20 protein-coding genes are annotated in these 22,940 nt (G+C 72.2%); 17 read left to right on the plus strand and 3 right to left on the minus strand.

The features are described 5' to 3' along the window. The first annotated feature begins 149 nt into the window (after positions 1-149). Genes ribA through ABZT12_RS32285 form a run of 6 tightly spaced genes read left to right on the plus strand, consistent with a single transcriptional unit; the run spans position 150 to position 5,586 of the window. Entirely contained in the window at positions 150-791 is a 642-nt protein-coding gene (gene ribA, locus ABZT12_RS32260) for a GTP cyclohydrolase II RibA (protein ID WP_356391138.1), read from the plus strand. A gap of 46 nt (positions 792-837) precedes the next feature. Beyond that, the gene (locus ABZT12_RS32265; RefSeq protein WP_356391140.1) at positions 838-1,692 is read left to right on the plus strand and encodes a 3-keto-5-aminohexanoate cleavage protein; all 855 of its coding nucleotides are present in this window, start codon (positions 838-840) and stop codon (positions 1,690-1,692) included. Next, on the plus strand, positions 1,689-2,549 hold the full coding sequence (locus tag ABZT12_RS32270) for a class I SAM-dependent methyltransferase (RefSeq protein ID WP_356391142.1): 861 nt from the start codon (positions 1,689-1,691) through the stop codon (positions 2,547-2,549). The genes ABZT12_RS32265 and ABZT12_RS32270 overlap by 4 nt, the downstream gene beginning before the upstream one ends. A gap of 5 nt (positions 2,550-2,554) precedes the next feature. Next, on the plus strand, positions 2,555-3,862 hold the full coding sequence (locus tag ABZT12_RS32275; protein WP_356391144.1) for an MFS transporter: 1,308 nt from the start codon (positions 2,555-2,557) through the stop codon (positions 3,860-3,862). A 12-nt stretch (positions 3,863-3,874) separates the two neighbouring features. Then, positions 3,875-5,056 carry a galactosyltransferase-related protein gene (locus ABZT12_RS32280; RefSeq protein WP_356391146.1) on the plus strand — a complete coding sequence of 394 codons (1,182 nt, stop codon included), beginning with the start codon at positions 3,875-3,877 and terminating at the stop codon, positions 5,054-5,056. 11 nt (positions 5,057-5,067) lie between these two features. After that, positions 5,068-5,586, plus strand: a complete 519-nt coding sequence (locus ABZT12_RS32285; RefSeq protein WP_356391147.1) for a hypothetical protein — start codon at positions 5,068-5,070, stop codon at positions 5,584-5,586. A 60-nt stretch (positions 5,587-5,646) separates the two neighbouring features. On the opposite strand, the gene ABZT12_RS32290 is transcribed toward ABZT12_RS32285, so the two are convergent. Further along, positions 5,647-6,654: a hypothetical protein gene (locus ABZT12_RS32290; RefSeq protein WP_356391149.1), complete on the minus strand. Its 1,008-nt coding sequence runs from the start codon at positions 6,652-6,654 to the stop codon at positions 5,647-5,649. A 25-nt stretch (positions 6,655-6,679) separates the two neighbouring features. Then, a complete protein-coding gene (locus ABZT12_RS32295; RefSeq protein WP_356391151.1) occupies positions 6,680-7,279 on the minus strand; it encodes a GNAT family N-acetyltransferase in 600 nt (199 codons plus the stop codon). 308 nt (positions 7,280-7,587) lie between these two features. Here ABZT12_RS32295 and ABZT12_RS32300 point away from each other — a divergent pair, with 308 nt between their 5' ends. Continuing rightward, a complete protein-coding gene (locus tag ABZT12_RS32300) occupies positions 7,588-9,192 on the plus strand; it encodes an amino acid adenylation domain-containing protein (protein WP_356391154.1) in 1,605 nt (534 codons plus the stop codon). Continuing rightward, positions 9,173-10,462 (plus strand): MFS transporter, encoded by a 1,290-nt coding sequence (locus ABZT12_RS32305; protein ID WP_356391156.1) that lies wholly within the window; start codon positions 9,173-9,175, stop codon positions 10,460-10,462. The genes ABZT12_RS32300 and ABZT12_RS32305 overlap by 20 nt, the downstream gene beginning before the upstream one ends. Positions 10,463-10,504: 42 nt before the next feature. Here ABZT12_RS32305 and ABZT12_RS32310 read toward each other — a convergent pair whose 3' ends face one another. After that, entirely contained in the window at positions 10,505-10,774 is a 270-nt protein-coding gene (locus ABZT12_RS32310) for an acyl carrier protein (protein ID WP_356391158.1), read from the minus strand. A gap of 403 nt (positions 10,775-11,177) precedes the next feature. Here ABZT12_RS32310 and ABZT12_RS32315 point away from each other — a divergent pair, with 403 nt between their 5' ends. Genes ABZT12_RS32315 through ABZT12_RS32355 form a run of 9 tightly spaced genes read left to right on the plus strand, consistent with a single transcriptional unit; the run spans position 11,178 to position 22,812 of the window. Beyond that, positions 11,178-12,095, plus strand: coding sequence for a phytanoyl-CoA dioxygenase family protein (locus ABZT12_RS32315; RefSeq protein WP_356391160.1), 918 nt, complete (start codon positions 11,178-11,180; stop codon positions 12,093-12,095). After that, on the plus strand, positions 12,092-13,300 hold the full coding sequence (locus ABZT12_RS32320; protein WP_356391162.1) for an NTP transferase domain-containing protein: 1,209 nt from the start codon (positions 12,092-12,094) through the stop codon (positions 13,298-13,300). The genes ABZT12_RS32315 and ABZT12_RS32320 overlap by 4 nt, the downstream gene beginning before the upstream one ends. 3 nt (positions 13,301-13,303) lie before the next feature. Continuing rightward, positions 13,304-15,232, plus strand: coding sequence for an asparagine synthase (glutamine-hydrolyzing) (gene asnB, locus ABZT12_RS32325; protein ID WP_356391164.1), 1,929 nt, complete (start codon positions 13,304-13,306; stop codon positions 15,230-15,232). Beyond that, complete coding sequence (locus tag ABZT12_RS32330; protein ID WP_356391166.1) at positions 15,229-16,362, plus strand: aminotransferase class V-fold PLP-dependent enzyme; 1,134 nt, start codon at positions 15,229-15,231, stop codon at positions 16,360-16,362. Before asnB ends, ABZT12_RS32330 begins: the two co-directional genes overlap by 4 nt. After that, on the plus strand, positions 16,359-17,534 hold the full coding sequence (locus tag ABZT12_RS32335; RefSeq protein WP_356391168.1) for an aminotransferase class I/II-fold pyridoxal phosphate-dependent enzyme: 1,176 nt from the start codon (positions 16,359-16,361) through the stop codon (positions 17,532-17,534). Before ABZT12_RS32330 ends, ABZT12_RS32335 begins: the two co-directional genes overlap by 4 nt. Before the next feature lie 25 nt (positions 17,535-17,559). After that, positions 17,560-18,492, plus strand: a complete 933-nt coding sequence (locus ABZT12_RS32340) for an isocitrate lyase/phosphoenolpyruvate mutase family protein (RefSeq protein ID WP_356391170.1) — start codon at positions 17,560-17,562, stop codon at positions 18,490-18,492. 40 nt (positions 18,493-18,532) lie between these two features. Continuing rightward, positions 18,533-20,407: a thiamine pyrophosphate-dependent enzyme gene (locus ABZT12_RS32345; protein WP_356391172.1), complete on the plus strand. Its 1,875-nt coding sequence runs from the start codon at positions 18,533-18,535 to the stop codon at positions 20,405-20,407. After that, positions 20,400-21,416 (plus strand): aldo/keto reductase, encoded by a 1,017-nt coding sequence (locus ABZT12_RS32350; RefSeq protein WP_356391174.1) that lies wholly within the window; start codon positions 20,400-20,402, stop codon positions 21,414-21,416. The genes ABZT12_RS32345 and ABZT12_RS32350 overlap by 8 nt, the downstream gene beginning before the upstream one ends. Positions 21,417-21,474: 58 nt before the next feature. Continuing rightward, complete coding sequence (locus ABZT12_RS32355) at positions 21,475-22,812, plus strand: condensation domain-containing protein (protein ID WP_356391176.1); 1,338 nt, start codon at positions 21,475-21,477, stop codon at positions 22,810-22,812. The last annotated feature ends 128 nt before the right edge of the window (positions 22,813-22,940 follow it).

Raw genomic sequence — 22,940 nt, forward strand, 5'->3', positions numbered from 1 at the left:
TCAGAGATGCCTTCAACATTCATTTGGGAGAAACGGCTTGTAACCTGGTTACCAACACTTTTCCACGATGTATCGGCGCCGCTCACGCGTGAACGACGTGGAGCTCTCAGAACGCCGTGTGCCCTTTCGCATGCCCTTGAGGGAAGCCGATGTCGCATATTGTCAGTCAGGCCAGCTGCTCTTTACCCATATCCGGCGGGGAGGTGGAGCTGCACGTATTCGGCCGGGAGAAGGACGGACCGGAACGCGTCATGGCGGCCGTGCACCGGACCGCGCACTCCGAAAGCTCCCCGCCGCTCGTCCGTCTGCACAGCGCGTGCGCGACCGGGGACATCCTCGGATCGCTGCGCTGCGACTGCGGGAGCCAACTCTCCGCCGCACTCGACGCGGTACTCGGCAGCGACTACGGGATCCTGCTGTACCTGCTCGGCCACGAGGGGCGGGGCATCGGCCTCGCCAACAAGATCAGGGCCTACGCCCTCCAGGAGCAGGGCCTCGACACCGTCGAGGCCAATGTGGCACTCGGCCTTCCGGTCGACGACCGCGACTACACGGACGCGATCGAGGTGCTGCGCGCGTTCGACATCTTCCAGCTCCGGCTGGCCACCAACAACCCGCTCAAGATCGCGGCGCTCGAAACGGCCGGCATGGAGGTCGAGCGCGTGCCCTGGGGCGGCTTCGTCACACCGCACAACTCCGGTTACCTGGAGACCAAGGACTACGTACTGGGTCACCTGAACAGCATCGGCCCTCTGACGGAACCGGCGGTCGGCACGGCCGACGGCCGGTGACCGGCGCCCGGCGACCCACCCCCACACCTCTGAAAGCAGGCACCGCGTGAGTTTAGGCGACAAGCTCATTGTGAACCTCTGCCCCACCGGAATGATCCCGCGCCGCTCGAAGGTCCCCGCCGTCCCCGTGGAACCGGCGGAGATCGCCGCCGACGTCCGCCGCTGCCGCGACGCGGGCGCCTCCATGGTCCACCTGCACGCACGCGACGCCGACGAGGAACCCACCTGGCGGCCGGAACGGTTCCAGGAGATCTGCGACGCCGTCGTGTCGGAGGCTCCCGACATCGTCGTGGTGGTGACGACGAGCGGCCGCAACTGGTCCGAGACCGAGAAGCGGGCGGCCTCGCTCACGGTGACCGGCCGGGGGACGCCCGAGATGGCGTCCCTGACCCTCGGCTCGATGAACTTCCCCACCGGCCCCTCCGTCAACTCCCCGCAGACCATCAAGGAGTTGGCCGAGGCGATGCGGGAGCACGAGGTGGTCCCGGAGCTGGAGGTGTTCGACGTCGGCATGGCCGACTACGCGTCCTTCCTGGCCGACAAGGGCGTCCTGCACCCGCCGTTCTACGCCAACGTGCTGCTCGGCTCGCTCGGCACCGCCGCGGTCAGCGCGGCGAACCTCGCCGCCGTACTGGCCGCCCTGCCGCGGGGCACCACCTGGGCCCTGGCCGGAATCGGCCGCTACCAGACCCGGGCGAACACCCTCGCCACCGCGCTCGGCGGCCATGTGCGGGTCGGGCTGGAGGACAATCCGTACGACGACTGGGAGACCAAGTCCCCGGCCACCAACCCCCGGCTCGTGGAGCGCGCGGTACGCATCGGCCGGGAACTGGGCCGAGAACCGGCCACTCCCGAGGAGGCCAGGGCCGTCATCGGCCTCAAGCCGGTGACCCGCGAGTGACCCGCGACGCTTCGCCGCAGCCGGCGACCGCGACGATCCACCGGCACCGCTGGCACACGGCCGCCTCCTACGACGAGGCCACCGCCGCGATCCAGCGACGCAACGCCGCACTGGTGGCCGGGCTGCACCCCGCCCCGGAGACCGTCCACCGCGCCCTGGACCTGGGGTGCGGCACCGGCGCGCTCACCGAGGAACTGCTCGGCAGACTGCCGGCGGCCCGGATCACGGCGCTCGACGTGTCCGCCGACATGCTCGACCGCGCCCGCGCCCGAGCCGCCGAACAACCCCAACGGAGCGCCGCCCGGGTCGAGTTCAGGCTCGGCTCATTCCTGGACCCCGAGGTGTTCCCGGCCCGCCAGGAGGGCGCGAGCACCGCCGACGAACGGTTCGACGCGGTCTTCAGCAACGCGGCCGTGCACTGGATGTACCCGCGCTACGACGACTGTTTCGCGCAGGTGCGCCGGCTGCTCCTGCCGGGCGGCCTGCTCTGCGTCGCCTCGGCCGGACGCAGCGCGGCGACCGACGCGTTCGACCGCCGGGTGGGCGCGGCGACCGAGCGCGTCCTGCCGGACGACGGCGACGACTTCACCCGCCGCAGGATGACCGCGGACGACGTCACCGCCGTGGCCCGGCGGAGCGGACTGACGGTGGACGACGTCTTCCTCGTCGAACGCCGGTACGTGGTGTCCGTCGCCGCCTACGCCACCTGGTGGCTCGCCAGCGGCGGCCCCTGGCAGGCCGATCCTCCGCGGGAGGAGCGTGCCGTGGAGCTGCTCGCCGGTGCGCTCGGCGGGCCCGGGGCCGATCTGGAGATGGTGCACGCCAGTGTGGTCGCCGTACTGCGCCGGCCCGCCTAGTTCCGGTGGACGTGGACCTCCCCGCGGGCCGGCCGGACCGGCGTTGGACCACCGCGCTGCGGCGGACCGCCGGCCTGTCGGGGGTCCGGATGAACCGTCGGCTGGTCACCGCGGTCGTGGTGGACACGGCGGGCTACGGGGCGTTCCTCCCGCTCACGTTCCTGTATCTGTCCACCACGACCGACGTGCCCATCGGGGAACTCGGCGCGGTGATCACGGCGGCGAGCCTCGTCGGACTGCCCGTCCCCCTGTTCGCCGGACAGCTCGTCGACCGCTACGGCGCCAGGGTCGTCCTGGTGGCGCAGACGGTGGCGGCTGCGGTCGGGTACTCGCTCTACCTCTGTGCGCACGCCCTCTGGCCGCTGGTCGTCGGCATCGTCGTCGTCACCGTCGCCGACCGGACCTACTGGGCGGCGTGGCCCGTCTTCGTCAGCGAGCAGGTCTCCGACGGGGTGGGGCTCGACCGCTGGTACGCCGTCGTCAACGCCGCCAAGAGCGCCAGCCTCGCCGCCGGTGCCGGCATCGCCTCCGTGGCCCTCGCGCTCGCCGGCACCGGCGGTCTGCGGGCCATGCTGGCGCTGAACATCGCCACCTCCGTCGCCGCCGGCCTGCTCTTCGTCTCGCTCGGCAACCCGGTCACCGCCGACGACGGCGGACGCGAGCGACCGCCCGCGACGGCGGGTGCCTGGCGGGCCCTGCGCTCCGACCGCCCCTACCTGGCACTCGCCTTCGGCAACACGCTGCTCACCTACGGCTGGCTGATCTCCACCCTCGTCCTGCCGGTCTACGTCGTCCGGCACATCGGGCTGCCCAGTTGGACCGCCGCGTCCGTGCTGACGTTCAAGATGTTCCTCACCATGCTCTTCCAGACGGCGGTCGCGGCGCGGCTGGAACACCTGCGCCGCACCTCGACCGCGCTCGCGGGCGCCGCCTCCTTCGTGGTGGCGGTCGTCCTGCTGGCCTTCGCCTCGGTTCCCGGCTCGGCCGTCGCCGCGATGACGACGGTCACCGCCGGCGTCGTCTTCCTGGCGCTGGGCGAGATGCTCGCCGCACCGGCGACGACCAGTCTGGCCGTCGCCGCCGCGCCGAGCGGTGCCCAGGGCCGCTACGTCTCCGTGTTCCAGCTCTCCTGGACCCTGTCGGCGGTCTCCGGGCCGGCCATGGTGGGGTACCTGCTCGACACGTCGCCGCTCGCGCTGTGGGGCTCCTTCGCCGGGCTGATGCTGGGCGCCGTGCTCGTCTTCTCGACGCTGCGTTCGCGGTTCCCCGCGCACGTCGACCGCAAGTCACCGGCCGCGCCACCGTCACCGTAAGGAGCCCCGCTCATGCTGCCCCACCGTCTGCTCGGCCCCACCGCCACCGGACGCGCCGTCGCCGACGCGCTCGTCCTCCACGCCGACCGCGGAGCACGTGAGGCGAACCCGTACTACTGGCACCGCGCCCAGGAGGGAACAGCCCGGCTGCTGAAGGAGATCCAGTCCTACGGGGATCCTCAACTGTCGGCAGCGACCGCCGAGTTGCTCGATGACCCGGGGAGCCGCGGCGCATGGCAGCGGCTCGGGGACCTCGCCTCCGCCGCGGTCGGCGCGTCCGAGGACGGGACGGCCGCCCTCGCCGGCGCCGCCTGGCACGTGGTGACGAAGTCCCGGCTCGGCTACCACGTCGGCGAGGGCTACGACCGTGAGCTCCGGCCCGATCCCGAGTGGCGGGACTGGACGGCGCGACCACCGGCGGCGACGGAGACCGAACCGCTCGCCCACATCGTGATCCCGTTCCGCGACCGGAGCGAGGAGCGGACACGCGCCCGCAACCTGGTGGCCTGTCTGGCCGCGCTCGGCGACCAGACCGTGCCCCGTGACCGCTACCACGTGACCGTGGTGGAGTCGGACAGCGCGCCCCGCTGGCGCGAGACGGTACTGAAGTACGCGGACGAGTGGCTCTTCGCCTTCTCCGACCGCCCCTTCAACAAGTGCTGGACCGTCAACTGCGGGGTGGCGCACGCCCGTAGACGGGCGCCGTACCTCTGCGTGCTCGACGGCGACGCGCTCGTGGACCGGGACTTCGTGCGCCGGAACACCGAGCGGTTCCTGCGCCCCGGGACCGGCGGCTTCATGTGCTTCCGGGACCTGTCGTACCTGGACCCGGCCGCTTCGGCGGCGGCGGTACGGCAGCGATGTACCGACGGTCAGGCCGCACCGGACCCGGACGCGCTGCGCTGGTTCGCCGTGCAGCGGGCACCGGGGCTCTGTGTCTGGGTGACACGCGAGGTCTTCCAGTCCGTCAACGGCATGGACGAACGGTTCGAGGGCTGGGGGCGGGAGGACATCGATCTCGTACTGCGGCTCCAACTCGCCACCGCCTTCGACCAGTACGACGACCGGATGCTCCATCTCCACCACCCGAGTTCGGCCCAGCTGAAGGACGGTCAGACCGTGAACAGTCATCTTCCCCTGCTGTCCTGGGCACCGACGAAGCCCATCGGCCGGCTCGAACGCTTCACCGGCTGAGGAAGGTACGCATGCCGAAGAACCCTCCCTCCTGCGCGATTCTGGGCGTCCAGACGGCTCGCGCTGACGCGGGCCCACAACTCGCCGACCTGAACATCGAGTTGGGCAAGGCGCTCGACGTCGACGGGCTGCTGCGCTTCCAGGTTCTGGTGCGCACCGGTGACGTCACCGAACTGTGCGTGTACTGGCTGTGGCGCGATCTCGCCGACCGGGACACCGTCTGGGACGCCCCGCCGGCCGACCTGACGGACTTCTGGGCCGCGGCCCGCCCGCTGTGGGCCGCCGAGCCGGGGGTCCGCCGCTTCCGCTGGCAGCCGGCCGCGGACCGGGACCTGTGCCCGCCGGGAACCGCCGTACTCCTGGAAGAGGGCCCGCCCCCGCCCGCCACCCCCCTCTCGTCCGAGGGTGCGGACCCCTGGCTCCTGGACGTCGACACGGGCGCCGCTCTGCGCTGCCGGCCACCGACGGAACCGGCCGAACCCGCCGCGTGGACCGCCCTCTGGCAACGGCCGGCCTCGGAACGGCTCTGAGCCAGACGGCGCGTACCCGCACCCCGGCGGCTCGCGGTGCGCCCGGTCGCCGATGGGCGGTTACCCGACGACGTCCGCGTACAGCTCGCACACGCGCTCCACGAAGGCGTCGGCCGACAGCCAGCGTTCGGCGAGCGCGCGCACCTCGTGGCGGTCGGTGTCGAGGGCGTCGTGGACGTCCTCCATCACCCGGGCCGGGTCCCGGCGGCAGTGGGCGCCGGTGAGGTTGTGCCGCATGAGGACGCCGATGGTGTCCTCGGTGATGAGGCCGGCGTATCCGTAACCCGCGCAGAGCGTCGGGATCCCCGTCGCCATGGCCTCCATCGCGCCGCGCCCGAGCGAGATCACGACGTCCATGTCGCTCAGCAGGTTGGGCATGGAGTGGCACGGCACGTGGTTGATGAGGATCATCTCGGCGCCGAAGCGATCACTGGCCGCCCAGAAGCCGGGACCGTCGCCCAGCGCGTAGACCAACAGCGCCTTGCGGTCGAGGTGTTCCATGACCTGGCCCAGCACCGCTTCGCGCCCGGAGTCCATCCGGCCGTGCACGAGCACCCGCGGGCGGTCACCGACCGGCCGCGCGGGCACGGGGGGAAAGCGGTACAGATCGACACCCTGATGGATCAGTACCGGCCGGTCCGGTGGCAGGTAAGCCCCCTGCAAGGAAAGGGAGTTCTCCGTCATGCAGAGGAAGCGCGCGCAGCGCCCGACGACACCGGGCGAGGAACGGCGCCCCGCGTGGTGGACGATCCGGAACGCGGGGATCTCCTCGGGGAAGCGGGCCAGCATCTCGTCGGCGGCCTCGTCGACCAGCAGGAGATCGGTGTCCGTACGGCTGCCGGTGTCCTGCGTCACGGAGGCCGAACTCAGCTCCCGGAGTGCGGAGGTGAGGGGAAAGCAGTCGACGTCGTCGACGACGAGCCGGACCTCGTGTCCGCCTCTGCACAGCGCCCTGACCAGGTCCAGGACGAAGGTGTGCTGGCCGTAGGTGTGATAGCGGCCCCCTTCACGGTGTTTTCCGTCGTAGAGCGGATTGCCGTCGGCGGCGATCAGATAAGTGATGTGCACGTTTCCTCGTGAAGGTCGGGCTGTTTCACCGGCCGGCGGGCTGCGGCGTCTTCGGGTACTGCTCGAACCCGAACCGCCGCTCGAACTCGGCCCGGCGGCCGTCCCCGAAGAAGAAGACCATCTTGACCATGGGCCCCCACCGCTCGTCCAGGTTGATGCCCTCGAAGCTGAATCCGCACTTGAGCTGGAGGATCATCGCGGCCCGGTTGTGCGGGTGGTGCTGGGAGGTGACCCGCTCGTACCCCAGGGTGTGCAGGTACTCGAAGAAGCGGGGCATCCCGGTGGCGGCGAGGCCCTGCGCGCGGTACTCCGGCAGCAGGCCGCTGGTGCCCAGGTAGAAGGTGTCGGGGTCCTCCATCCGTCCTCGCACCCAGCCGACGACCTCACCCCTGGAGTTCTCGATCAGGATGTGTTCCCGGTGCAGGGTCCGGTACTCCGCGGCCAGTTCCTCGTTCGGGTTGTACGGGTGGGCGTCGCGATCGGTGAAGACCGCCGCGTAGATCTCCGTCACCTCCTTCCGGAAGGTGTCCGCGTCGACGTTGCGCGCCGTCATCCCCGCCTCCCCCGGCAACCGTGCCGGGAAGAACAGGTCGCGTGTCTCTTCGAGCTTCTGCTGGAACTCCATGCACTCTTCCTCTGCTGAGCGGTACGGCCGAACGCCGGCCCGAGCACAACGGGTCCGCCCGAACAACGGTTCACCGACGCGCCCGGGTCGGATGCGTCCGAACGCGCTCAAGTGCGCGCTGAGTTGCGTGGTGCGGCTGGTTCCGGTCACTTCTACGGAGCTGCCGAGAACTGATCTTGACGGGGCGTCAGTACGGTTGCGTAGGCTCTGCTCCCGGGGCTCAACGGAGTGCCCGGCACCGCCCGTGGACAGCACCCCCACCGGCGCGCGGGAACCGACTCCGACTCCTCCTCCGGAAGGACTGACGCATGGCACGGACCGACACCGGTGCCGGGCAGCACGAGCCGCGGTCGCGGTCGGCGGGCGCGGACGAACCGCTGATCCACCGGGCGGTGGAACGGCAGGCCCGGCGGAACCCGGCGGCCCCCGCCCTCGTGCACCGGGGGGAGACCACGGCGTACGGCCTGCTGGACCGTGCCGCCGACGTCTGCGCGGGGGAACTCGCCGCCCTCGGCGTCGGCCCCGGGGACTTCGTCCCGGTCCTGCTGCCGCGCTCCCCCGCGCTCGTGGCGGTGCTGCTCGGGGTGCTGAAGTGCGGCGCCGCCTACAGCGCGCTGGACCAGCGGTGGCCCGCTCGGCGGATCGAGTCGGTGGTGGACGCGCTCGCGCCCCGGGTGGTGGTGACGGGGCGGTCCACGCCCGGTCGCGAGGTGGCCGTCTGGCAGCCGCCGCCGTGGGAGGCGATGTGCGCCGACGGAGCGGCCCGTACACCCGAGCCGGCGGACGAGTTGGCTGGTTCCGCCCCTGCCACTGTCTTCTTCACCTCCGGAACCACCGGTGTTCCCAAGGGAGTTGTGTCACCGCACCGCGCGACGACACGGTTGTTCGGCGCCGGCGGTCTGCCGGGGCTGGGCGCGGGACGGGCGATGCCGCTGCTGGCGCCGGTGCCCTGGGACGCGTTCGGCCTGGAGCTGTGGGGCATGCTCACCACCGGCGGTACCTCGGTGATCGCCGACGACGACTACCTCCTCCCCGAGGGACTGCGGGACATGGTGCGCGCGCACGGGGTGGACACCGCGTGGTTCACCTCCTCGCTGTTCAACTTCTTCGTCGACGAGGACGTCGACTGCTTCCTGGGCATGCGGCAGGTGTTCACCGGCGGGGAGCGGCTGTCGCCCCCGCACGTCGGCCGCTTCCTCGCCCGGCATCCCGACGTCCGCCTCGTCAACGGCTATGGTCCGGTGGAGAGTTGTGTCTTCGCCACCACCCACCGCGTACACCCCGCCGACTGCGCGCTCCCCGGCGGCATCCCCATCGGCCGCCCCGTCGCGGCGACCGGGGTGCACCTCCTGGGCGACGACGGGTCGCCCGCTTCCCAGGGCGAGATCTGTGTGTCGGGGGACGGCCTGGCCCTGGGCTATCTGGGCCAACCGGACGCCACAGCCGAGAAGTTCGTCACCGTCGACCTCGGAGAAGGGCCCCTGCGGCTGTACCGCACGGGTGATGTCGGCCGCCGGGACGCCGACGGCGTCCTGCACTTCCTCGGGCGCCTGGACCGGCAGTTGAAGGTGCTGGGGCACCGGGTCGAGCCGGGCGAGGTGGAGGCCGCCGCCGGCCGGCTGCCCGGCGTCGGCGAGTGCGCGGTCGTAGCGGCACCGGGCGCGGACGACGCCCGGGGCTCGCGGCTCGCGCTGTTCTACACCGGTGCCGGAGCGGGCGCGACCGGGGAAGCGGGCCAGGGGGTGCCACGGCCCACCGAGCTGCGGCGCTCGCTCGCCGAGGTGCTGCCCGCCTACCTCGTGCCGCAGGTGATGCGGCTGGTGGCCGGGCTGCCCCGTACCGCCAACGGCAAGACCGACCGTGCCGCACTGACCGCGTCCCTGCGGGACGGCGATGCCGCACAGCCCCGGTAGGCCACAGGTACCGGCTCCCCCGGAGCCGGGCCTGCCGGCCGGGACACGCGTCCGGTACTGGGCCGGTGCGCTGCCCGAGGCGGGACCGCTGCGTCCCCTGGCGGCCGCCACGCTCGCCAGCCGTGTCGGCCGGGGCCTGCTCTACACGATCCTGCCGCTGTACCTGACCCGGGTCGTGGGTCTGTCCGCGGGGCAGGTGGGTCTGGGACTGACGTCGGCCGCGCTGCTCGGCATGGCCGTGGGGATCCCGGCGGGACACCTGGCGGACGTGCTGGGACCGCGCGGACTGCGGGTGGCCGTCCGGCTGGCCGAGGCGACGGTGCTGTGCGGGTACGTGCTGGTGGGCGGGTTCGGCGGGTTCCTGGTCGCGGCCGGCGCCGTCGCGGTGTGCGAGTCGGCCGGGGAGGCGGCCGAGGGCGCGCTGATCGGCGGCTCGCTGCCTCCGGCACAGCGGGTGCGGGGGCGGGCCTACCTGCGCGCCGTGACCAACGTCGGATGGGGGCTGGGCGCGGCGACGGCCGCGGTGGCGCTGGCGGCCGACAGCCGCCCGGTCTACCGGGGAGCGGTCTTCGCGGCGGCCGGCTGCTATCTCGTCTCCGCGCTGGCCACCCGCCGGGTCCCGCCGCCCGCGCCGGTCCGCCGGCCTCCGGGCCGGCCCCAGTGGGCCGCGCTGCGGGACGGCCCCTACGCGGTGCTGACGCTGCTGAACGCGGTGCTCAGCATGAACGTCGGGATGTTCACCGTGGCGCTGCCGTTGTACATCGCGGACCGCACCGGCGCGCCGCTGGTGCTGTACGCGGGTCTGGTCCTGCTCAACACGACGGCGGCGGCGCTGTGGCAGCAGCGGGCGAGCCGGAGCACCGGTTCGGTGCCGGGTGCCGCGACCGCGCAGTGGCGCGCGGGTGTGCTGCTCGCGGTGGCGTGCGGGCTGTTCGCGCTGGCGGACGGCCGGGGCGCGGAGGCCGCCTGCCTGCTGCTGTCGGCCGGGGCCGCGGTGCACGTCTACGGCGAGCTGCTCCAGGCGGCGGGTTCCTGGGGGCTGTCGTACGAGTTGGCGCCCGTCCACGCGGTGGGCCAGTACCAGGGTGTGTACGGGGTCGGGCGCAGCCTCGGGCAGCTGCTGACCCCGGTGGTGGCCTCGTCCGCCATGACCGGCTGGGGCTGGGGCGGCTGTGTGCTGCTGGGCGGTCTGTTCCTGGCCGCCGGCGCGCCGGTACCGGCCGCGGCCCGCTGGGCCCTGGCCCGACGCGAGGCCCAGGCCCGGTCCTGACCGTCGGAGGGGTGGTGGTGTGTGCGCGGCGGACCGGCGCGCTCAGAGCGAACCCTGTTCGGCGAAGAGCCGGGGGTCGGCGATGGCCTCCGCCAGCAGTCGGATCGTCGGCCGGCGCATGACGGCGGAGGGAGGCACCTCGAAGCCTTCCTCGCCGATGCGGCGGGCCACCACGAGCGCCTGCAGTGAATCGCCGCCCAGGTCCTGGAAGTCGTCGTCCACCTCGATCTCCGTTGTGCCCAGCACCTGTTGCCAGATGCGGCTCAGCGTCGGGTGCAGATCGTTCGGGCTGGCGCCGGGCGCAGAGGGCATGGATGAACTCTGCCCCGTCCGCCGCCGGGCGACCATGGGACTTTTGGCCGCCCTCGGCTCCGCCGTCCCCCTGTTCCAACTGCGGTCGAGCCGGGAGTACCAGTTCACGGCGAGTCCGAAAACCGACAGTCGGTAATGCGCCGGAAGGCTGCCGAACGGGCCCGAGAACATGTACTTGACACCGGTCGAACGCTGATAAAAGGTTGAACGCACGGCGACTTGACGATGGCTCCGCAGGGAACCTCCGGCGGAATTGGCTACCGGAGTGAGACGGGGCGGTCAGGCGCGCGGTTCCGGTACGTCCTGCGTGAGATCCGCGGAACCCGACTTCCGGAGCGGCGGACACGGAATGGCTTGCCCGCGCGCCAACATCTCCACCCGCACCAAGAACGATGGAGGAGACATGCACCAGCAGGCGGCGGACGCTCAGCGCGCCGAGGGGACCGAGGAGACTCCGGTTCCGGACTGGAAGCCCCTCTCCGACGACGAGTTACGGTCCTACCGCGCCAACGGCTACCTGCACTTACGCGGGCTGTTCGACGCCGGGGCGGTGGAGCGCGGCCGGGAGATCCTGCGGACGGCCCAGGAGCGCGCCACCCCCACCATCGAGCACCACGAGAGCTTCACCGACCGCGCGCATACCTTACGTGTCCGTGACGCGATAGCACACCATCCGGAATTGGCCGAGTTTCTCGATCACCCCGGTCTCATAGGCCCGTTGGCGTCGGTACTCGGGATGAGCGTGCAGGTACTCGGTACCGAGATCTTCATCCGCGGGTTGCACGAGGAACCGCTGGAGTCATGGCACACCGACGGCGGCGAGTACCTTCAGCGCGTACGGCTCTCAGGTGCCAGTTCGGATCTCCAGGTCAAGGCGCAGGTATTCCTCAGCGACACCTCCGAGGACGACTCCGGGAATTTCCTGATGATCCCCGGAAGCCACCACCGGATGCCACGCAAAACGGTCCCCAATTGCTATATCGAGGAGCTCAACGGCCCCTTCGAGCGCGGTGAGCTGCCCTCCGACGCGGTGACCGTGCGAGCCGCGCCCGGGGACGTCCTGCTGTTCCCGTACTCCCTCTGGCACGCGGTGGCCAGGAACACCCGGCAGCCCCGCCAGACCTTCATCTTCCGCTACGGCCAGCTGTGGCACCGTCCGCACGACTACCTCCAGCAGCCACCGGAGGTGCTCGCCCGGATGTCACCGCGACTGCGCCGCATGTTCGGCGACTTCGGTGACGACCCGCACCCGACGGACTTCTACAAGCCCCCCGCCCAGCAGCGCGTCATGGCCCAGGGCGCGTCGGCGGGCGGGCGGTGACGCCGCCCGCGCGCGCGGCCGGGGGTGTCGTGGCCGGACCCGACGGCCGAGTCGTGGTGGTGTGCCAGCAGGGCCGGTCGTGGTCCTTGCCGAAGGGGCACCTGGAGGACGGCGAGGAACCGCGCCAGGCCGCCGAGCGGGAGATCACCGAGGAGAGCGGTCTGACGGACCTGCGGTACGTCGGCGCCCTGGGCTCCTACACACGCTCCTCCATCAGCGGCACCGGCACGATTCTCCCGGACCGGCTGAAGACGATCGAGATGTACCTGTACAGCACGGGCGGTGGCCCGCTCGTCCCCAAGGATCCGGACAACCCGCTCGCCGTCTGGGCCGAACCGGCCGCGGCGGCACGGCTGTTGACCCATCCCGCCGACGCGGACTTCCTCAACTCCCGTGTGCGGCAACTGCCCACGGGCCGGCCGGCCGGTCCGGCCGAGTGTCCCGCGCACACGGCGGTGATCCTCGCCGCCGGGCTGGGCAGCCGACTGGCCCCGCACACCGGCCCGTTGCCCAAGGCGTGCGTACCGGTCGGCGGCACGCCCCTGGTGGTCCGCACCCTCGACGCACTGCACCGGGCCGGGATCCGGCGGTCCGTCATCGTGACCGGTCATCTGCGTGAGGTGCTGACCAGCACCGTGCGCGGCCTGCGGCCCGACTACGACGTGCGGTTCGTCGTGAACGAGGAGTACGCCACCACGGGCACCGCCGTGTCGCTGCGGACCGGGCTGGCCGCGCTGGACCCGCTGGACGTACCGGTGGTGATCGAGGGCGACGTCGTACTCGACAGCGCCGTACTGGACCGGCTGCTGGCCCGGCCGGGGAGCAGCACGGCCGTGGCGGCGTACCGGCCGGGTCTGTCGGGCTCGTTCATGACGCTTGACTCCCGGCAGCGGGCCACCGCGATCAGCCGGGCCGACTGGCGCGAACCGGACGCCGACGTGAGCGGGGCGTACAAGACGGTGAACGCGCACGTGTTCTCGCACGCCGACCTGCTCGGCACCGTGGCGCCGGCCCTGGCGCGGCTCACCGAGCGGCAGCCCGACGCGCATGTCGAACATCTGCTGCGGGACTGCATCGACGCCGGCCTGTCGCTGGCGGCCGTGGACGTCGCGGGTCTGCGCTGGTACGAGGTGGACGACACCGCCGATCTCGCCGTCGCGGAACGGCTGTTCGCCCCGGCCGCGGCCCGGACCGAGGGACGGTAGGCGGTGTGCGGGATCTGGGGCGCGGTGGGCGCGGACGCCGCCGGTCACGGCCTCGGCCGCCCTGCGGCGCGGGAGTGCGTCCGGCTGCTGGCGCATCGGGGTCCGGACGGCGAGGGGCTGTGGTGGACGCCCGAAGCGGTGCTCGGCCACACCCGGCTCGCCATCTTCGACACCTCGCACCGCGCCGACCAGCCGATGACGGGAGCGGACGGCCGGCTGGTCCTGACGTTCAACGGTGAGATCTACAACCAGGCCGAACTGCGGGAGGAGTTGGAGTCCCTCGGCCACTCCTTCCGCGGTACCGGGGACACCGAGGTGCTGCTCGCCGCGTACCAGGAGTGGGAGCTGGAGTGCCTGGACCGGCTGAACGGCATGTTCGCGCTGGCGGTGTGGGACGGGAGGGACGCCAGCCTGACGCTGGTGCGCGACCGGTTCGGTATCAAGCCGCTGTACTACCTGGAGCAGGAGGGACGGTTCGCCTTCTGCTCCGAGCCCAAGGGTCTGCTGCCGCTGCTGCCGGGCCCGCCCACACCCGATCTGCTCGGCATGTCCGCCTTCCTGACGCTGCGTCATGTGCCGGCGCCGCGGACGCTCTTCGCGGAGCTGAGGCAGCTTCCGCCGGGAAGCTGGCTGCGGTGGCGGGCCGGTCGCGTGCGCACGGGTACGTGGTGGGACCTGGCCCGGCGGACCACCAGGCGACCGCCGCCGTGGCGGCGCGCGGCCACGCTCCGCCGTACCGTCGAGGAGGCGGTCGAGACGTGGAGCCGGTCGGACGTGCCGGTGTCGGCGTATCTGTCGGGCGGTCTGGACTCCACCGTGCTGACCGGTGAACTCTGCCGGCTGGGCCGGTGCGTGCGCGCGTACACCGCCGAGTACGACGTACCGGGCTACTCCGAGGCGGCCGCCGCCGCCTCGACGGCGGCGGGGCTCGGCCTGCCGCTGGAGGTGGTGGGTACCCAAGTGGCGGTCACACCGGAGCAGTTGGCCGACATGGTGCGCATCCGCGACCATCCGCTCGGCATGCACAACGAGGTCGCCCTCATCCGGCTGTCGGAACGGGTGCGCGCCCGTGCCCGTGTGGTGCTGTGCGGTGAGGGCGCCGACGAGTTGTTCGCGGGGTACGGGCGGCTCTACCGGCTGCCCTTCGAGGCCGCCAAGCGGCGGCTGCGTCCCCGCCGGCGCGCGGCGGACGGCTGGCGCCGCCACGCCGGCTCCGCGGTCTTCGCCCAACTGCTCGCCGACTACTGCTACTTCCCGCTGGAGGTGAAGCACCGGCTGCTGCGCGAGGACGTGGCCGCCCGGCTGGACGACGACGCCGAGCTGGTGGGCACGTTGCGGCGCGCCTGGGACCGGCCACGCCGGGCGGGACTGCACCGCAGACTGACGCACTTCATGGTCACCGTGCATCTGCCGGGCCTGCTGCACGTACTGGACGGCACGGCGATGGCCGCCGGGGTCGAGGCACGCGTGCCGTTCCTCGACCACCACCTGGTGACCTGGGCGTACCGGCTGCCGCAGCGGGCCAAACTGCGCTGGCACGGGCCGCTCGCCATGGTCCGGGCCCTCGCCGAACCGCCCGCCGCCTACAGCGAGCGGCGCGACACCACCAAGTGGCTGCTGCGCCGTGCCTTCGCCGACCGGGTGCCGGCCGAGGTGCTGACCCGGGGCAAACTGCCGTTCCCCGCGCCCCTCAACGAGTGGCTGGCCCGGCCCGAGGCGGCCCGGACGGCCGGCCTGGTGCTGGACGACGGAGCCCGCCTGCACGAGTTCTTCGACGCCGGCCGGCTGCGCCGGTGGTGGGCCTCACGAGGCGGGGACCATCCGTCGTTCGGGCGGCAGGCCTGGCTGCTGATGAACCTCGAAGTCTGGCTGCGGGTCTACTGCCCGCAGCCGGAGCCCGTGCGTGACGGCATCACCAGAGAGGTCGTATGAGCCGCGTACTGTTCAATCCCGGTCCGACCAATACCCGGGCAAGTACCAAACAGGCACTTGTGGTTGACGACATGTCACATCGCGCGCCGGGTTTCCGCGCGGTGCTCGCCCAGGTGCGTGAGGCGGTGCCCCGGCTGCTGGGCGGAGCGCGGGAGTACGAAGCCGTCCTGTTCGCCTGCTCCGGCACCGGCGCGATCGAGGCGGCGGTGAACTGTCTGCACGGCCCGGTGCTCGCGCTGGTCACCGGCTACTACTCCGAGCGCATGGCACAGATCGCCGAACGCGCCCAACTCCCGGTACAGCGCATGCGGTTCGGCACCTTCGAGGGTGTCGATCCCGAGGCGGTGGCGGCCCGGTTGGACGCCTCGCCGGAGCTCCGTTCGCTGGTCTTCGTCCACCACGAGACGGCCACCGGCGTGCTCACCCCGCTGGCCGAGCTCAGCCGGCTGGCGGCCGAGCGGGGCGTGCTCACCCTGGCGGACACCATCAGCAGCGTGGGCGCCCACCCGCTGGCTCTGGACACCGAGGGGCCGGACGTGGTGACGGTGACCGCGAACAAGGGGCTCGAAGCGGTACCCGGGGTGTCGTTCGTGGTCGGGCGGCGCCAGGTGCTGGAGAACGCCCGGCCGGGCCAGAGCTACTACTTCGACATCGCGCGCCAACTGCACGCCCAGCGCGACGCCGAGGTGCCCTTCACCGTACCGGTGCAGGTCGTCTGCGCCCTGGCCGAGGCGCTCGGCCACTACGAGCGGGAGACACCGGCGGGGCGCGCGGCACGGTACGCCCTGTCCGCCGGCATCCTGCGGACCGGGCTGGAGGAGCGCGGCTTCCGGCTGGTGGAGCTGCCCGCGGAGCGGCGCTCCTCGGTGGTCGTGCCCGTCCGGCTCCCCGCCGGTCTGGACTACGAACGGGTCCGCGCCGAGCTGGACTCACTGGGCATCGAGATCTACACGCCGCCCGACGCGGTCACCGCCGGCTACTTCTTCCTCGCCGTCATGGGCCAGGTCGGTCACGCCGACATAGCGGCCTGTCTCGACGCCTTCACCGCGGCCTGCGCCCGCCAGGGGTGCCCGCCCGGCGGCCCCCTGGCCCCGGCACGGTACGAGGCGACCGCGGAAGCGGCCGTATGAAGGCCGAGCCGGCCGCCAAGACGGAGCTGTCTCCCACCTCCGGGCTCAATGCCCGGGTGCGCGAACTGGTGGCACAGGGCCGCGACATCAGTGTCCTCACCGCCGGGGAGCCCCCGGGACCGCCGCCCGAGCACGTCCGCGAGGCCGCGGCCCGGGCCGCCCGGGCGCCGGACGGGCACGGCTACGGACCGCCGGCCGGCCTGCCGGAGCTGCGGGAGTGGGTGGCGGCGGCCGGAGCGGCCGACGGCGACCGGGTCGGCGCCGAGAACGTCGTGGTCACCGGGGGCGCCAAGGCGGCACTGTTCGCCACCTTCCTGGCCCTGCTGGCACCGGGCGACGGCGTCCTGGTGCCGACGCCGGCCTGGCCCACCTACGGCCACTCCGTCCGGCTGGCCGGGGGCCGTACCGTCACCGTGCCCACCACCGCGGCCACCGGCCACCAGCCCACCGAGGAGTTGCTGGAGCGCCAACACGACGACGGCATACGGCTGTTGGTGCTCTGCGTGCCGTCCAACCCGACCGGCGCGGTGCTCGCACCGCGGCGGCTGCGGGAGATCGGCGCATGGTGCGCCCGGCGCGGGGTCACGGTGGTGCTGGACCAGGTGTACGGGCGGCTCAGCTGGGTCGAGGAGACCGAACCGGCCGCCCAGGTGCTGCGGAGCGCGGGCGCGGAGACCATCGTGGTCGACGGCGTCTCCAAGACGTACGCGATGACCGGCTGGCGGATCGGCTGGCTGGTCGCCGCGCCGCCCGTCGCCGCGGCCGTCACCGCCGTCGTGTCGCACATCGCCAACCACCCCAACCGCGTCGCCCAGGTCGCGGCCCTGGCGGCACTCCGGGGTGACCAGGAACCGGTGGCGGAGCTGCGGCGCCACCTCCTCGCCAACCGGGAACGGCTCGGCCGCGCGTTCGCCGCCGTACCCGACCTCGTCGACCACCACGAACCCGAGGGCACCTTCTACGCCTTCCCCTCCCTGGCACCCCTGTTGCGGCGCAGACCCGACCTGCCGGACGCGGGCGCCGTGGCCCGGGAACTCCTGGACGAAGCCGGGGTGGCCGTCGTACCGGGCGGTTCCTTCGGCGCACCCGACCACGTTCGCCTGTCGTTCGTCGAACCGGCGGACGCCTTCGAACGCGCACTGCATCGCATGATCGGACACTTCCGGCATTGAAGATCGGATCACCACCGTGACCACCTTGCACTTACCCTCCGAACAACGCGGGGACAAACCGCGCCAGTTGCGGCAAGGCCTGCTGGGCGACCGCCTGCTCCGGGCGATCGGCGTCCACGACGGCTTCACCGCGCTGCTGGCCGGCCGCCATCCCGTGGACGCCCTCTGGCTGAGCGGTCTGGGCGTCTCCGCCGCGCACGGCGTACCCGACGCGAGCATCCTGTCCATGACCGACTTCCTGTCGGCCGCCCGGATCGCCGACCGCGCCACGACGCTGCCCGTGATCGCCGACTGCGACAGCGGCTTCGGAGACGTCAACAACATCGTGCACATGGTGCGCGAGTACGAGCAGGCGGGCATCGCCGCCGTCTGTATCGAGGACAAGCAGTTCCCCAAGCGCAACAGCTTCAGCGAGGGCCAACTGCTCGCCGACCCACACGAGTTCGCGGCGAAGATCGCGGCGGCCAAGCGGGCGCAGCGGACCGCCGACTTCACCGTCTTCGCCCGGGTGGAGTCCCTGGTGGCCGGCGCCGACCAGGACGAGGCGCTGTACCGCGCCCGTCTCTACGCCGAGGCGGGCGCCGACGCCATCGTCATCCACTCCAAGGCCAAGACTCCGGACGAGGTGCTGACCTTCGCCCACCGGTTCCGCCCGGCTCACCCGGGGCTCCCGCTCGTGGTCATCCCCACCACCTATCCGGTGGTCACCGAGGAGGAACTGGCCCGCGCGGGGATCTCCCTCGTCATCTACGCCAACCAGATACTGCGGGCCTTCGTGGGGGCCGCCGACACCGTGCTGAGCAGGATCCTCGCCGACCACGGCGCCGGCGGCGCCGACACCGGTCTGGTCGACGTCCGCCAGGTGCTCGACCTGATCGGCACCGAGGCGGTCTCCGCCAACAGCGGCTGGTTCGAGGAGACCACGCAGACGCTCCGCACCACGACCGCACGTGCCTGACCAACGTACTTCCGACTCACAGGGAAGCAGGGCGATCGTTATGGACGAGAAACACCTCTCCGCGACAGCACAGGCCATGCGCCACTTCGTCATGTCGGCCAACCACCACGTGGGCGGCAGCCTGTCACCCGTGGACTTCCTCACGACGCTCTACTTCTCGGGCGACTACCACCTCGACGTCACGCACCGCCTCTCCCCCGACCGCGACAAGTACGTGCACTCCAAAGGCCACGCCGCCGCGGCGCACTACTTCGCGCTCTGGCTGCACGGCTACCTCGGCGACCTGCCTCTGGAGGAGCTGCTGACCTTCGGGGACGTCGGCCACCGGCTGCCCCGCATTCCGCAGATGCAGCAGGCGCGCGGACTGGAGATGACGACCGGCGCCCTCGGCCAGGGCCTGTCGTTCGCCAACGGCCTGGCGCTCGCGGACCGGCGGGCCGGGCGCGACACCCAGACCGTGGTGCTCCTCGGCGACGCCGAACTGAGCGAGGGCCAGGTGTGGGAGTCGGCGCAGACCACCGTACGGCTGGGCCTGGAACGGGTCACGGCGGTGGTGGACGCCAACGGCTACGGAAGCCACATGAGCACCCCGCGCGACCGGATCGGCTCCTGGTGGAAGGGGTTCGGCTGGCGGGTCATCGACGTCGACGGCCACGACCTGGCCGCCGTCCGGCAGGGGCTGGCCCAGACCCGGCAGGAGACCGACCCGGCGCTGCTGCTGCTGCACACCACCAAGGGCCACGGGCTGCTGCCGCCGTACTGCGACAGCCCGAACGCCGGCGGCGAGGTGCCGGAGGAGTACCGCCCGGAGTACGACCTCGGGGCCGACATCGACGAGGCCCTGCGGCTGACGGCCGAGCACTACCCGGCGTCGGTCGCGGCCCGCGACGAACCACTGCCCGAACCGGTGGTGCCGACCCGCGCGACCCCGGGCCTGCCCTGGGCGGCGGACCGGCACCCGGCCGGCCAGAAGGCGGGGACCAAGAAGTTCGCGGAGGAGCTGGTGGACCACATCGCTCCCGGCGGGGACCTGCTGGTCGTCTCGCCGGACGCGATCCGCAACTCCGGGCTGCTGCCGATGCTGGACGCGCACTCCTCCTGGCACTGGTCCAACCCCGCCAGCCCGGTGCTGGAGCACCAGATCGCCGAGCAGGACGTGGCCTCCCTGGCGGCCGGCGCGACCGCGGCCGGACTGCGCACGGTGGTCTTCCTGATGGAGGGGTTCGTGTGGCGGATGGTCGACTCGCTGCGGCAGTCCATCTGTTACCCCGGGCTTCCCGTCATCGTGGTCGGCACCTCCGCCGGACTGGGCGACGAACTGGGCCAGATGGTGCAGTCCGACGCCTGCTTCGCCGCCGTACGCAACCTGCCGGGGCTGACCGTGCTGGAGGCCAACGACATCAACGAGGCCAAGGTGCTGTTCAACGAGGCGCTCGAACTGGGCGAGCCCGTCTACCTGCGGCTGCCGCACGAGGCGCTGCCGGTCCTCGCCGACCTCTCCGAGGTGCTGGCCCGGGAGACCGCCACCGGGGTGTGGACGGTGCGCGAGGAGGCCGACCCGGAGCTCGTCGTGCTGACCGCCGGCTCGATGGTGCCGCAGTCGCTGGCCGCCGCCGACCGGCTCACCGAGGAGACCGGTACCCGGGTACGGGTGGTCAACGTCTTCTCCGCCACCCGGTTCGCCGACCAGGACCGGGCCTTCCGGCACTCGGTGGTGCCGCCCGCGGTGCCCTCACTGAGCGTCCACAACGGGCCGCCGTCCGTACTGGCGCAGTTCCTGTCCCCCCTGTCCACCGCGCTGGGACTGACCGACTACGGCATGCACGGCAAGCCGGTCAGCGCCCTGTACGACGCCTGCGGGCTCGGCGTGGCGGACATCGTGGCGGCGTCCCGGAAGCTCCTCGCCGATGGCTGAGGCACCCACGGACAGGGCGGTGGCCCCGTCGCTGCCGAGGCGCCGGCTCGGTCCGGCCCTCGGCGCCTCCGCCCTCGGCCTCGGCTGTATGGGCATGAGCGAGTTCTACGGGGCCGCCGACCAGGCCGAGTCGGTCCGCACCGTCCAGGCGGCGGTGGACGCCGGCATCACGTTGTTCGACACCGCCGACGTCTACGGGCCGTTCACCAACGAGAAGCTGCTGGGCCGGGCCCTGCGCGGCAGACGGGACCAGGTGCTGATCAGCACCAAGGCCGGTCAGTTGCGCCGGGCCGACGACCCCGCCTTCCGCGGCCTTGACGGCAGCCCGGAACACATCCGCCGGGCCTGTGACGCCAGCCTGGAGCGGCTGGGCGTGTCGACCATCGACGTGTACGTGCTGCACCGCGTCGACCGCGAGGTGCCCGTGGAGGAGACCGTGGGGGCCATGGCCGACCTGGTGACGGCGGGCAAGGTACGCGCCATCGGGCTGTCGGAGGTCCGGGCGTCGACCCTGCGGCGCGCGGCGGCGGTCCATCCGGTGGCGCTGGTGCAGAGCGAGTACTCGCTGTGGTCCCGGGAGGTCGAGGAGGAGGTGCTGCCGGCGCTGCGTGAACTCGGCGCCGGGCTGGTCGGCTACGCGCCGATGGGCCGTGGCTTCCTCACCGGGCGGCTGGACGTGAGCCGCCTGGACGGTGACGACTACCGGCGCGGTCTGCCCCGGCTGCGGCCGGAGAACCTGGGCCACAACCAGGAGTTGCTCTCCCGGCTGGTGCGACTGGCCGACGCCTGGGAGCTGGCACCCGCCCAACTCGCCCTGGCGTGGGTGCTTTCGCGGGGGCCGGACGTGGTCGCGCTGAGCGGCACGACCCGGCGCGTCCATCTGGCCGAGAACCTCCGTGCCGCCACGGTCACCCTCACCAGCGGCCAACTGGCCGAACTGGACGCGGCGTTCCCACCGGGCGCCGCCGCCGGCGACCGGTACGCGAGCCGGGCCACGATAGACGGCTGACGAGGCGTCAGATACAGGACCCGGGCACCACCACGAGACGGAGAGGAGACGCGTACGGGTGAGCGTGCTGACGGCGTCCTGGAACCACCGCCACCGCCTCGGACAGACCCTGTCCGATGCGGGGCGGGGGGTGTACAACCCCCATCACACCGTGGTGGCGCTCGCCGCCGACGGCGGTTACGACCTGTCCGCCCTGGAGGCCGCCTGGCGGGGCCTGCAACTGCGCCACCCCGTGCTCACCGGCGGGTTCGACCTCCCGTCGGCCCGCTGGACGGTGCCGGACCGGCCGGAGCCCACCGGGCCGACCGTGCTGCCGCCGCCTCCGGCGGTGTGCGACGGCCGGCCCGGGGGACCGGTGGACGAGGGTGCGCTGCGGGCCCTGCTGACGGAGGCGGCGGCCCAGCCGTTCGACCTGGAGCGGGGGCCGCTGGCCCGGCTGCTCGTACTGCCCCTGACCGGTTCCCGTGTCGTGTTCCAGCTGACCGTGGAACACCTGATCAGCGACGCGTGGTCGCTGAACACCCTGCTGCGCGAACTGGCGGTGCTGTACAACGCGGCGCTCAAGGACGACACACCCCGACTGCCGCCCAGCGCACCGGCGTTCACGGATTTCGTGAGCGAGCAGAACCAGTGGCTGGAGTCCACGGCCGGGCGGGCCGCGCTGCGCGCCCTGGCCGACCGGGCGGGTGACCTCGGCCCGGTGCCCGGCACCCGTATCGAGGGCTTCAGCGGTCGCCGCACCATCCGCTACGAGAAACGCGGCAGCATGGTCGGGCGGCTCGACGCGGCCCTGTGCCAGGCGCTGGCCCGGCGCGCCCGGGCGTCGCGGCTGAGCCGGTCGACGTTGACGCACGCGGCCCTGCACCACGCGCTGTGGCGGCTCTCCGACGGCGACCGGGTGGCCACCACCCTCTCCACCGCCAACCGGGAGGCGGCCGGAGCCGACCGCATGGTGGGGTGGCTGTCCAGCAAGGTCGTGGTGGCCAGCGAGCCGGGCCGGGCGGCCGGTCTCGACGCCTTTCTGGCCGCGTTCAACGCGGAGGTGCTGACCGGTTACGACCTGGCCCGGGTGCCCTGGCCCCGGCTCATCGCGGAGTTGACGCCCTCAGCGCTGGGCCACCACACCACCGAGCCCTATGTCACCTTCAACGCGCAGACCATCGGCATGCGGCGCCTGCTGGGCCCGGTGGAGTTCGAGAACCTCGCCACCACCACGTTGCCGGTGTCGGTCGGCTGGCACGACGCGTCCATCGCCACGTTCTGGAACGAGGACCTGGACGGGACGCGGGTCAGTCTGCACTGGAAGACGGACTGGTACGGCGAACGCTCCATCCAGCGGCTGTGGGACACGATCCACGACACCCTCCGAGCCTGGGCCAGCACGGCACCGAACTGACGCTCTTCGCAGGGCCGTTGACGTCGAACGCCGTCCGCGCCCGAATCCCCCAGGGACGGACAGAGGTACACACCTCAACTCGTGGTCTGTACCAAAAAAGGAAACAAATATTGACGTCCCCGAACAGG

It is taken from the genome of Streptomyces sp. NPDC005423 (genome assembly GCF_040606415.1).
Lineage (GTDB): Bacteria > Actinomycetota > Actinomycetes > Streptomycetales > Streptomycetaceae > Streptomyces.